At 76.5% G+C, this 12,040-nt stretch carries 7 protein-coding genes; 1 reads left to right on the top strand and 6 read right to left on the bottom strand.

Annotated elements, in window-relative coordinates:
• Positions 1-55 precede the first annotated feature (55 nt).
• From ACIPRD_RS26630 to ACIPRD_RS26615, 4 genes are all read right to left on the bottom strand, one after another.
• On the bottom strand, positions 56-1,018 hold the full coding sequence (locus ACIPRD_RS26630; protein ID WP_401566566.1) for an ABC transporter ATP-binding protein: 963 nt from the start codon (positions 1,016-1,018) through the stop codon (positions 56-58).
• A gap of 70 nt (positions 1,019-1,088) precedes the next feature.
• Entirely contained in the window at positions 1,089-3,824 is a 2,736-nt protein-coding gene (locus tag ACIPRD_RS26625; protein WP_401566563.1) for an FtsX-like permease family protein, read from the bottom strand.
• A 1-nt stretch (position 3,825) separates the two neighbouring features.
• Entirely contained in the window at positions 3,826-7,161 is a 3,336-nt protein-coding gene (locus tag ACIPRD_RS26620; RefSeq protein ID WP_401566560.1) for an FtsX-like permease family protein, read from the bottom strand.
• 209 nt (positions 7,162-7,370) lie between these two features.
• Entirely contained in the window at positions 7,371-7,775 is a 405-nt protein-coding gene (locus ACIPRD_RS26615; RefSeq protein WP_356397233.1) for a globin, read from the bottom strand.
• 176 nt (positions 7,776-7,951) lie between these two features.
• Between ACIPRD_RS26615 and ACIPRD_RS26610 the strand changes: the two genes are divergently transcribed.
• A complete protein-coding gene (locus ACIPRD_RS26610; protein WP_356397236.1) occupies positions 7,952-8,929 on the top strand; it encodes a methyltransferase domain-containing protein in 978 nt (325 codons plus the stop codon).
• Between the two features lie 42 nt (positions 8,930-8,971).
• On the opposite strand, the gene ACIPRD_RS26605 is transcribed toward ACIPRD_RS26610, so the two are convergent.
• Both ACIPRD_RS26605 and ACIPRD_RS26600 read right to left on the bottom strand, forming a co-directional pair.
• Positions 8,972-10,543: an FHA domain-containing protein gene (locus tag ACIPRD_RS26605; protein ID WP_401566556.1), complete on the bottom strand. Its 1,572-nt coding sequence runs from the start codon at positions 10,541-10,543 to the stop codon at positions 8,972-8,974.
• 48 nt (positions 10,544-10,591) lie between these two features.
• Complete coding sequence (locus ACIPRD_RS26600; protein ID WP_401566553.1) at positions 10,592-11,932, bottom strand: VWA domain-containing protein; 1,341 nt, start codon at positions 11,930-11,932, stop codon at positions 10,592-10,594.
• Between the last annotated feature and the right edge of the window lie 108 nt (positions 11,933-12,040).

Below are 12,040 nucleotides of genomic sequence, written 5' to 3'. Positions count from 1 at the left end.
CGGCGCTTCCCGCCGTCCGGTCCTCCAGGCCGTGGTGACCGGCGCTTTCCGTCGGTCAGTCCTCCCGGCTGTCGTCCGGCCACACCCCGATGTGGTCCGGTTCCAGTTCCAGGGCCACGCGGTCGCGCATGTTCAGGGCCCGGGTGTACTCCGCGGGCAGCTGGAGGCGTCCGGCGCGGTCGAGCATGGCGTACTCGCGGGCGACCACCGTCTCGTGGCCCGTGGTGACGTCGACCTCGCTGCGCCGCAGCACCTCGGTGGAGGTGCGGCCGTCGCGGATCGCGACCGTGCGGCGGACCTCGTCGGCCACCGCCTGGTCGTGGGTGACGATGACGACGGTCGTGCCGAGGGTCTCGTTCGCCGTGCGGAACGCCTCGAAGATCTGCGCGGCGGTGCCCGAGTCGAGTTCACCGGTGGGTTCGTCGGCGAGCAGCACCGCGGGGGCGCCCGAGAGGGCCACCGCGATGGCGACGCGCTGCTGCTGGCCGCCCGACATCTCGTGCGGGCGGCGGTCCCGGCAGTCGGCCACCTGGAGCAGGTCCAGGAGCTCCAGGGCGCGCGCGGTGCGGGCGGCCCGGGAGCGGCGGCCCGGGGTGCCGGCGAGCTGGAGCGGGAGGACGACGTTCTGGGCCGCGGTGAGGTACGGCAGCAGGTTGCGGGAGGTCTGCTGCCAGACGAAGCCGACGGTCTCGCGGCGGTAGGACAGGCGGTCCTTCGCGGTCATGGTGAGCAGGTCCCGGCCGGCGACCCGGGCCGCACCCGCGGTCGGGGTGTCGAGGCCGGCGAGGATGTTCATCAGCGTGGACTTGCCGCTGCCCGAGGCGCCGACGAGAGCCATCAGCTCGCCCTCGCGGACCAGGAGATCGAGGCCCTGGAGCGCCTGCACCTCCACCCCGTCGGCGGAGAAGACCCGGACCAGCCGGTCGCAGGTGATCAGCGCGTCGTGGCCGTAGGCGGGACGGTCGCGGGCCTCGGTCACCCGGTCGGCCAGCTCGGTGAGGGTCGGGTCGGTCGTCATGAGGTCCTCCTGAACCGCTTCGTCGGGCATCCCCGTGTCCCGCTGCCTCCGGGCACCGCCCGGCACGGCCTCACCGGGCGTCCCCCGCCCGCAGCTCCGTCACCGATCCGCGTCTGCCCGTCCACCACGCCTGCAGGGCCGCGACGCCCACCGCGACCACCACGACCGTCAGCGTCGGGACGGCCAGCGACCAGAGGTCCGGGACCAGGACCGCCCGGTCCGTGGCGGCTCCGGCCGAGGGCATGGCCAGGACGAGGAGATCGACACCGGGGGACAGCACCTGGACGGCCGTCCACCCGGTGAGGGCGCCCCCGGCGGCGGCGAGCAGGGCCTGGGGGAGCGACTCCAGGATCAGCAGGCGCCGGCCCTGGGCGCGGGTCAGCCCCATGGTCCGCAGCCGGGCGAGAAGGGCGGCGCGTTCGGGGGCCGCGCGCAGCAGCGCGAGCAGCAGGGCGAGGACGGCGAGGCCGGCACCCGCGGCGACGGCCGCCGTGTACACGTGCACGGCGCCGGTCTGCAGGGGTGAGTCGGCGTACCGGGCGCGCTCCTCGGTGAGGGTGTGGACGCCCGCCGAGGAGCCGGCCGTCCGGCGCAGCGCGCCCGCGTCGCGCGGGGTCCCGGTCAGCAGCAGCGAGGTCGGCCGGGCGGCGTTGCCGGGCAGCCCCGCACGGTCCACGACGAGGAACTCGGAGCCGGGCACGGCCGGGGTGCGGTCCCGCACGGTGGTGATCCGCACGGTGACGGTGCTGCCGTCCGGCAGCCACAGCTTGAGCGGATCGGTGCCGTAGTCCCTGGCGACGCCGGGGGAGGCCAGGGCGGGGAGCGGCGCGGTGCCGCTTCCCGCGTGCGGGCCCTTCCCGTTCAGCACCCGCTCGGGGAAGGCGCCGAGGCCGGTGCGGGCCGCCAGCGCGCTGTAGGTGCCCGGGTCCACGCCCGCCACCGGCACCTTGTAGGCCGTCGTGCCCAGGGTCGCCTCGTAGGTGATGCTCGCGGCCGCGACCTCGTGGACCCCGGGCAGGGAGCGCACCCGTGCGGCCAGGCCGGACGGCAGCGGGGAGCCGTACTCCACGCGGGCGTCGGCGCCGACGGTGAGCAGCGCGGCACGGTCGCGGGCCGCGGCCACGCCCGACAGCACCGAGCCGCCGAACGCCGCCGTGGTCAGTGCCGTCAGCAGCGCCAGCAGGGGCAGCGCGCCGGAGCCGGACGTGCGGCCCGCGCGGGCCAGGGACAGCAGGGCGACCGCGCCGCGCAGCCGCCCGGCGGGACGCCCCGCGAGGCGCAGCAGCGGCGGCTGGAGGCGGAGCAGCAGCAAGGTGGCGATCACGGCGATCAGCACCGGGGCCAGCGAGATCAGCTGGTCGCCGGTGGTGCCGCGGCGCCGGAGCGCCTCGACCGCGCCGGCGGCCGGCACCAGCAGGGTCAGCTCCAGGACCAGCCGCCGCCGGGAGGGCCGTACGCTCGCCGCGTCCGCGCGCGGGACCGTCGCCCGCACCCTGCGGTGGGCGAGGACGGCGGCCAGCGGGAGCGCGGCGCAGGCGGTCAGGGTGACGGCGGCCGCGGCGGCGAAGGCGTACAGGGTGTGGTGCGCGGGCAGCAGCAGGAGCGCGGCGGCCAGGCCGAGCGCGCCCGCCGGTACGGCGGCCACGGCGGTCTCGGCCAGCAGCCGGCCGGCGAGCCCCGGCAGGGACGCGCCGCGCGCCCGGAGCAGGGCGAGTTCGGCGCGCCGCCGGTCGGCGGCCAGCCCGCCCGCCATGCACAGGACGACCGCGGCGACCGTCGCGGCGCCGGCGGCGGCCACCGAGACCAGCGGGGAGACGGTGGAACGCAGACCGGCGAACGAGTTGAGGAAGTTGTCCAGGTCGCTGTCCACATCGGCCTCCGAGCCGGTGGCGGCGCGGGTGCGGCTGAGGCCGGGACCGTTCTCCAGCGAGGCGACGCCGTGGCGCAGGCCGTCCAGTCCGCGGGCGCGCAGCCCGGTGAGCCGGGGTGCGACGAACCAGTAGCGGGACGGGTGGAACCGGGTGCTCAGCAGGGCGGGCGTGGCCTTCTGCGGGATCAGCAGGGTGCCCAGCCAGTACTTCGCCACCGGCACGGAGTCCGGTATCGGGACCAGCGAGGGGGTCTGCATCAGCGGAACGGTCGACCAGTAGGCGCCGTCCGGGTCGCGCGGGGTGAGGATGCCGGTGACCTCGGCCGCGACCGGGGGCCGGCCGACGGCGGGGAGGTGCACGACCGAACCCACCTCGATGTGCATGCGCTTCGCGGTCTCCGCGGTGACGGCGGCCTCGATCCGGGGGGACTCGGGGTCCACCGGCGCGGTGGTGCGCGGCAGCCGGCCGGAGCGCACCCGCGCGTGCGCGCCCAGGCCGTCGGGCGCCATCAGCGACACGTGGGCGGGCGCCCCGGACGGGGCCGGGAGCCAGGCGTCGGGCACCGGCAGATCGACGTCGGTCATGACGCCGTACGACGACTGGTCCCGGTCCACCGGCAGCAGCCCCCCGGCGACGCCCAGCACCTTGCCGTACTGCTGCCGCAGCCGGGCGGTGTCGACGGGCTTGTCCGGGTCGGTGGACTCGGCGTCCGGGCCGACCAGCGGGGCGGTCACCCGTACGGTGGTGCGGTCGGGGCGGGCCGCGCGGACGGCGTGCACCAGCCCCGCGTCCTCGTACCGGTCGACCGCGAGCGGCAGCGCGGCCGCCAGGGCGGCGGTCAGCGCGACCAGCAGCGCGAGGGCCGGCGCGGCGCCGGGTGCGGTCCGCAGCCGGGTGCGCACCCAGGGTGCGACCGCGCGAGGTGCCTGACCCACCTCATTCACCTCCCTGTTCACGCAGCGACCGCGCGGGGTTCGCGCGGCGCGCCGACAGCACTGCGGTGACGGCGAGCGGCGGCACGGCGACCGCCACGAGCAGCACCGCCACCTGTCCGTACGGAAGCCGGACGACCAGTTCCGGCACGGGCCGGGTGGCCTCGCCGGTCAGCACGATCAACGGCAGGACGCTGCGGGCCAGTACGGCGCCCAGCGCGACCCCCACCGCCAGCGCCAGGCCCACCAGGACGGCCTGTTCGGCGGCGATCGACCGGGCCAGCCGGCGGCGCGGGGCGCCGAGCGCGCGCAGCACCGCGAACTCCGCCTCCCGCGCCCGCAGCGAACCGGCCGCTCCCACCGCGAAACCGACCGCGGCGAGCACGGCGGCCACCACGGCCGCCGCGGTGAAGGCGGCCGTGGGACCGGCGCCGAAGGGGTCGTCGCGCAGCTCGGCCGCGATCTCGTCCCGCACCACCACCTGCCCCGGATCCACGTCCGGCAGGGCCCGCAGGGAGGCGGCCACCGCGGCCGCCCGGCCCGGCGCGGTGTCCAGCCACCACTCGGTGGGGGCCGCGCCCTCCCCGTACCGGGCCTGGAGCACCTGGTTCGCGGCGCGCAGATCGAACAGCACGGCTCCTCCGTCGTGGTCGCCGGACAGCGCCGGGTCGACGGTGGTGGGCAGCGCCCGCACCGACCGGACCAGACGCACCGGCAGGTTCTGGCCGCCGAACACCACTTCCACGCGCTGTCCGGTGTGTGCGCCGACGGAGTCCAGGTAGCGGTCGGTCGCCACGGCCGCCACCTCGTGCGGCACGGGCTGCGGCACCTGGAAGCGGTAGGTGAGGCTCGCGGCGCTCCACCGGTCGTCACCGGGGATGTACCCGGTGCGGTAGGTGAAGGAGGGCGTGGTGCCGGTGGCCGCCTTCGGCCGGGTGGGGCTGGTCCGCGGGCCGGGGAAGCCGTTGCCGTCGGTGTCCACGGCCGTCGTCCAGCGGACCGGCAGCGCCAGCCGGCGCGCCTGGCCGCCCGCCGTGACGGCGGTCAGTTCGCGCAGGGTCAGGCGGTGTTCCTCGCCGGATCCGTGCGGCTGGGACAGGTACAGCTTGAACCCGGTGAGGGTGACCCGGCCCAGCGGCGAGGGGAGGGCGACGGTCAGGGTGTGCGGGCGGCCGTCGGGGACCAGCCGGTCCGCCGGCAGCTGGAACGGCACCCCGAACCGGTCCTCGAACGAGACGGTCACGTCGGGGGCGGTCCCGGACGGCACGGAGTCGCGCAGGACCGCCGACAGCCGCAGCTCGGCGGTGCCCGACGGCACCGCGGTCCCGGCCGCCGCGCCGCCGGACGCGAGCCCGGCGAGCAGTTTCGGCGCCGGAACGTCCGTCAGGTCCCGGCGTATCAGCAGCGCGTCCGCCACGTGCCCGGTGTCCAGCGCCAGCGCGGTCGCCGTACGGTCGCCGGACAGCGACTGCCCGGTGCGGACGGCGGGCGCGGCCTCGCGCACCCCGGGGACCGTCGCGTACAGGTCGCTGCGGCCGGGGCCGCCCGTTCCCCCGTCGGTCACCCGGACCGGCACCCCTGCGCGGAAGTCGGCCTGGTCGTTCTGCGAGCCCTTCCAGGACGCGGCCTGTCCGACGGCCAGCATGCCGAGCGCCACCGCGAGCACGAGGAGCAGCACCGGCCCGGCGCCGCGCGCCGTACGGCGGCTGAACTGCCAGCCGGCCAGCGCCGCGGGCAGCCCCCGCCCCGCCGCCGCCCAGCGCTCCGCGAGCCGCGCCACCGGCGGCAGCAGCCGCAGCGTCAGCACGGTTCCGGCGAGCAGGGCCAGCGCGGGCGCGGCGACCAGCAGCGGATCGATGCCGAGCGCCCCCGACCGGTCGGCGGACACGGCCCCGGTGCTCTGCCGGTCCAGCTGCCAGTAGGCCACCCCGGCCACGACCAGCAGCCCGAGGTCGGCACCGGCGCGCCCGGCGGACGGGAGCAGGTCGCGCCGGGTACGGGTGCGTGCGGGGCCGGCGGAGGCGGCGCGGCCCGGCCGGAGGAGGGAGCGCGCGGTGCGCCGCGCCCCCGCGGCCCGCGTCCGGGTGCCCTTGGCGCCGCCCGGGGCCGGCAGGGTCGCCGTCAGCGCGCAGCCCAGGGCGACCCCGGCCGCCGTCAGCCACACGGCGGGGCCGCCGGCGGCGGGGACGGCCAGACGCAGGCCGATCCGGGCCAGCGGGCCGTGCCCGGCGAGCAGTGTGGTGAGCGGGCCGGCGAGCAGCGGGGCGACGAGCGCGGCGGGTACGGCGAGCAGCAGCGCCTCGGTGGCGGCGAGGCCCACGATCCGGGCGCGGGAGGCGCCGCGGGCCCGCAGCAGCGCGGTCTCGGCGGCGCGTTCGGCCGCCAGCAGCCGTGCCACCAGCAGCAGCGCGTACCCGGCGAGCAGGACGAGCTGGAGTGCGACGACCGTCAGCGTGGAGCGGGAGACCAGCAGCGAGCGTTCGATCCGGTCCAGGACGTCCGGCAGCGAGGTCACCGACATCGTGGTGCCGGGCGGGCCGGAGGTGCGCAGCGCCACGCTGCCCTTGGCCGCCGCCTCGTGCAGCGCCCCGATGCGCCCGGTCGTCACCGTGGAGAAGTCGGCCGACGCCAGCCAGGCCTGCGGACCGCCGCTCACCCGGCCGCCGGTGACGGTCGCGGGGGCGGCGAGCAGCGGCCCGTAGGTGGTGAAGCCGACCTCCTTCACCCCGCGTCCGAGCAGGTCGTCCAGCTTCCAGTACGGCGCGGTCACGGTGACCGGACGGTACAGGCCCGTGATGCGTACCCGGACCGGCCGTCCGCCCAGCCGGTCGGCCAGGGTGAGGCGGGCGCCGGGCTTCAGACGGAGCGCCCGCGCGGCCGTCTCCGGGAGGGCCGCCTCGACGTCGCCCGGGGCCGTCGCCGGGAACCGGCCGGCGGTCAGCCGCACCTGGCCGAGGTCCAGCGCGGCGAAGTGCGTCAGCTCCGGGTCGTTCGAGCGGTGGCCGGCCGGCCGGAGCGAGCGGGGCAGGGCGTACGGGCCCGAGCGGCGCAGCGTCCGCACGGTCACCGGCAGCCCGTCGAAGGTCTTGCGGGCGCCTTCGCGTACGGCGGCGTCGGCCGCGGCCCGTTCGCCCGCGGGCTGGGTGTCGGCCTTGACGATCAGCGCGGTGTCGGCCGCGTAGCGCGGCTCGCCCAGCACATGGCGCAGCGCCGCGTCCCCGAGCGCCCCCGAGTACGCGGTGAACGTCGCCAGCACCGCGGTGGTCAGCACCACCGTCAGCAACGCCGCGCCGAGCAGCAGGCGATGTGCCCGCGCGCGTGAGACGACGAACCCCGTCATCCTGCCCCCGTGTCGTCCGTACCGGCCGGACCTGCCCGTACCTTTTCGATCTCCGGGCGATGCTGGCAGACGGGGGCGGGGGCCGGTAAGCGGTCGGCGACAGGTCTATACCGGATCGTGACCGGATGCGGACGACACGCGACCGGATGCCGGTGCCCCGCGCGGCCTGCGGAAACGGGTGTTCCGGCCGGAATCCGGGCCGGGCCCGGTCAGCCCTCGGTGTTCACCATCGAGCGGGCCGCGTACGTCAGGTAGTTCCACAGCGTCCGCTCGTGCTCCTCGGACAGCCCCAGCTCGTCGACCGCCGCCCGCATGTGCTTCAGCCACGCGTCGTGCGCGGCCTGGTCGACGGTGAAGGGAGCGTGCCGCATGCGCAGACGGGGGTGGCCGCGGTTGTCGCTGTAGGTCGTGGGGCCGCCCCAGTACTGCATGAGGAACAGCGCCAGCCGCTCCTCCGCCGGGCCGAGGTCCTCCTCCGGGTACATCGGCTTGAGGATCGGGTCCCCGGCGACGCCCTCGTAGAAACGGTGGACGAGCCGGCGGAAGGTGTCCTCACCGCCGACCTGCTCGTAGAAGGTCTGCTCCTGAAGCGTGCCGCGCCGAATCTCATTCACGCGTCCATCGTCTCAGACCGGGTGACCGAGGACGGAGGGCTTAGGTCCTCCCCCTGTCATCCCCTTGTCCTCTTCTGCCGTCTCCTGTTCTTTCCGGCCCTCCGCGGATCGCCCGCGGTGCCGCGCGGCGGTCCTCCTCCGGGGCCGGGAGGCCGTATTCCGCCTACTGTGGGCGCATGGGCGCCTACGACTCGGGGATCACCGGGGCCGCGGCGGCGGCGCGGGCCGCGCTGGTGCGGCTGATCGACGCCGACGGGGCCTGGGCGGCGGACCCCGTGTGGCGGGAGGCGTTCGCCGAGGTGCCCCGGCACCTGTTCGTGCCGTACTACTACGTGAACGGCGAGGACGGCTGGGAACGCCTGTGGGGCGAGAGCCCGGACCCGGTGGTCCGGGAGCGCTGGGCGCGCGGCGCCTACGACGACGGCCCGCTGGCCACCCGGCTGCGCGACGGCGAGCTGCTCTCCTCCAGCAGCCAGCCCTCGCTGATGGCGCGGATGCTGGTCGCGCTGGAGGTGGACGACGGGGACCGGGTCCTCGAGGTGGGCGCCGGCACCGGCTACAACGCGGCCCTGCTCGCCCACCGCCTCGGCGACGACGACCTGGTCACCACGGTCGACCTGGAGCCGGAGATCGCCGAGTCGGCCCGCGGGCACCTGGCCGCGGCCGGATACCGCCCGGCGGTCGTCACCGGGGACGGCGCGCGCGGGGTGCCCGAACGCGCGCCGTACGACCGGATCATCGCCACCTGCTCGCTGCCCACGGTGCCGCGCGCCTGGCTCGCCCAGTGCCGTCCGGGTGCCCGGGTGCTGACCCCGCTGGCCACCGGCCTGCTGGCGCTGACCGTCAGGGACGCCGGACACGCCGAGGGGCGGTTCCTGCCCACGGCCGTCCGCTTCGTACCGCTGCGCGGGGAGATCCGGCCGCGTCCGGAGCCGGCGTTCCCGGGCGGGCTGCCGCCGGGCGCCTATGAGCAGGAGTCGTTCCGCTTCCTGCTGGATCTGGTCCGGGACGGCCTCGACCCGCCGGAGGCTTACGCGCTGTGGGAACGCGCGGGCATGCCCGGCCGGGAACGGTACGGCGTCACGGTCGGCCGCGACGGTGCCCGGGTGTGGCTGGACGATCCGCGGGGCCCGGCCGTGTGGCCGCTGCCCTGAGCGTCCCGGCGCGGACGGTGCCCGCGCCGGGTGCCCGCGGGCTCAGCCCCGGCGGACGGTGATGGTCGTCCAGGCGCCGACGTGCACCTGGTCGCCGTCCTCGAGCGGCACCGGCACGAACGGCTGGATCGGCTCGTCCGAGCCGTTGACCGTGGTGCCGTTCGTCGAGTTCTGGTCGACGACCGCCCAGCCGCCGTCCGGCTGCTGGACCAGGACCGCGTGCTGGTGCGAGACGCCCGGGTCCTCCGGGGGCACCGCCAGGTCGATGTCGGGGGTGTCGCCGGTGGAGTGCCGGCGGCGGCCGATGGTGACCTGGTTCCCGGACAGCGTGCGCTGCTGCTCGGGCGAGTAGGCGGGCAGGTTCAGCCCCGCCGCCTCGGGGCCCGAGCGCTGCATCATCGCCATGAAGTACTCGCGGTCGGGGCCGATGGTCGCGATCCAGGTGGTGGGACCCTGCGGCGTCCGCGGAGCCTGCGGGAAACCGGGACCGGACGGAGCCTGGCCGCCGCCCGGACCGCCGGGCTGCGGGTAGCCGTAACCGCCGGGCGCGCCGCCGGGGCCGCCGGACGGCGGGGAGATCACCCAGTCGTCCTCGGCGCCGCCGGGACCCGGACCGCCGGCGGACGGCCGGCCGGTCTCCTGCGGGAACGCGGGCGGCGCGGGCGGACCGGGCTGGAACGCCTGCGGGGCACCGCCGGGACCGCCCTGGCCGCCGGGACCGCCGGGGCCGCCGGAGGTCGGGGGAGCGGGACGCGAGGGGGCGCCGCCGAAGGCCGAGGGCGCCTGGGCGCCGGGACCGCCCTGGCCGCCAGGACCCTGCCCGGGACCACCGCCGAACCCGGACGGGCCGCCGGGACCGCCCTGGCCGCCGGCACCGCCGGGGCCCTGCCCCGGAGCGCCGGGGAAGCCCGAGGGCGGACCGGACGGACGCTGACCGCCGCCGAAACCGGAAGGACCGCCGGACCCGCCGGGGCCCCCCGGACCACCGGGGCCGCCGAAACCGCCCGGGCCACCGGAGCCGCCCGACCCGCCGAAACCACCGGAGCCGCCCGACCCGCCGGGGCCGCCGAAACCACCGGAGCCGGCCGTCCCGCCGGGACCGCCGAACCCGCCCTGCGCACCGGGTCCACCGGGGCCACCCGGACCGGACCGGCCGCCCGACGGGCCGCGCTCGACGCCGAACGGCGTCGGGCCGGACGGCTCACTGCCGAAGGACGGGATCGGCTCGGCCGGACGGTTCACCTGCGAGGGCCGCGACCCCTGGTACTCGTACCCGTCACCGCCGCCGTACGTCGAACTCGGCGGCTGGAACAGGGGCTGGGAGGAACGCGGCGACGCCGGACCGGCCGGCGGTGAGGCCGGGGTGTACGAGGTGGCCGTGTTGGTCAGGAAGTTCCACCGGCACTCCTCGCAGAAGGGCGCGCCGCCCTCACGGGGCGTACGGCACTGCGGGCACAGCTCCGGCTCCGGGGCGGAGCCGCCGCGCGGCGGCGGGAAGCCGTAGCCTCCGCCCGGCGGGGGCGGGGGCGGGGGTACGGCACCGGCCATGCGGTGACCGCACACCTCGCACCAGTCGTCGGAACCCGACTGGTGTCCGTTCGGGCAGGTCGGCATGTCGGCGCTTCCCCTTCTCATCAGGGCCTGGCAAGTCCTGCTACGTCATTACTTCTTCACGCGGACGGTCTTCGTGGACCGGGTCTCGAGAGTCATCTCGTCGGCCTCGGCGACCTTCGTCTTCAACCGCACAGTACCTGTCGCGACGTCGACCACGTCCACCACCTTCGCAAGCAGTTTCGCAGTATCCGCGTTCCCGGATTCACCCGCCAGTTGAACAGCGCGCCCCAGTTTGGCCGTTGCTCCGTCGAAATCGCCCGCTTTGCGAAGGTCCAGTCCCTGCTGGATGACCCGGGCCAGTTCGGCCTGCCCGGTGTAGTGGGCGACTTGGGGATCGATCGACGTCGAGGCCGACATGTCGTCGGTCCACACGGCCCGCACCAGGCCCTGCGAACCGAGGTTCAGCGCCGGGCCGTCCGCCTGCGGGACGACCAGCGACACCCGGGCCGCCAGCATCTCCTGGCCCAGTCCGGCCGCCGGCACCTCCACGCACAGGTGGTAGTCGCGGGACTCGTCGCCCCAGGAACCGGTGGGGTAGTCGCCCGCGCGCGGCCCCGCCTCGGTGCGCCGGCCGGTCAGTTCCTCGACGGCGGGAGCGACCTGCTTGATGAACCTGACGGTCGTGCCGACCGGTGTCCACACCCGCAGGGCGACATCGGCGACCTCCTTGCCCATCGCCGTCTCCATCATCCGCGTGAAGTCGCCCGCGAGATGCGCCGGATCGGCGACGATGTCGGCGGTGCCGAGCAACGCCGAGGCGACCGCTGTGACTTCTTTCACTTCCCAGTCGGTGCCCACGCCCCGCGCGTCACACGTGAAGCGCCCGGCGCAGTCGTCGAGCGCGGCTCTGAGGTCCTGCGGCGACTCGTGCTCGTTGCGTCCGTCGGTGAGCAGGATGCCGTGCCGGATGCCGACGTCCGCCGAGGACAGCAGCCGGCCGGCGAGCCGCAGCCAGGTCCCGATGGCGGTGCCGCCGCCCGCGCCGAGCCGGCGCAGCGCCAGCCTGGCCTGTTCGCGGGTGGTGGCGTCCGCGACCGCGAGCCGCCCGCCGCCCGGGTAGACCTCCTCGGCGACGTGGGTGCCGGCGATCACCGCGAAGTGCGTGCCGTCGCGCAGGGTGCCGATCGCGGCGGCGGTGGCGTCGCGCGCGTTGCGCATCTTGGCCGCCGGATGGTCCATCGAGCCCGAGCAGTCCACCATCACCACCACCGCGGCGGACGGCCCCTGCCCCGGCGCCTGCGCCCGCGGGACCGCGCTCCCGGCGGTGCCCCCGCCCGTCGCGGTCACCGTGACGATCGCGTTGACCTCGCGGCCGCCCTCCGGCAGGTACTCGTTCTGGTACACGTCCATCGAGAACCGCGGCACGTTCGACTTCGCGAAATTGGCCATGCTGTCCACATCCCCCCCAGGACCCCCGCGACGGCGGGACCGTGTGTGCGGTGCGGACCGGTCCCCTCCGGTCCGCCGCTGCTTCCCCGTACGGTCGTGCGTCGTGCG

The sequence above is a fragment of the Streptomyces sp. NPDC090108 genome, from assembly GCF_044747185.1.
Taxonomy (GTDB): domain Bacteria; phylum Actinomycetota; class Actinomycetes; order Streptomycetales; family Streptomycetaceae; genus Streptomyces.
Note: the sequence above shows the minus strand (reverse complement) of the source record. Positions and strands in the feature narration are given on the sequence as shown.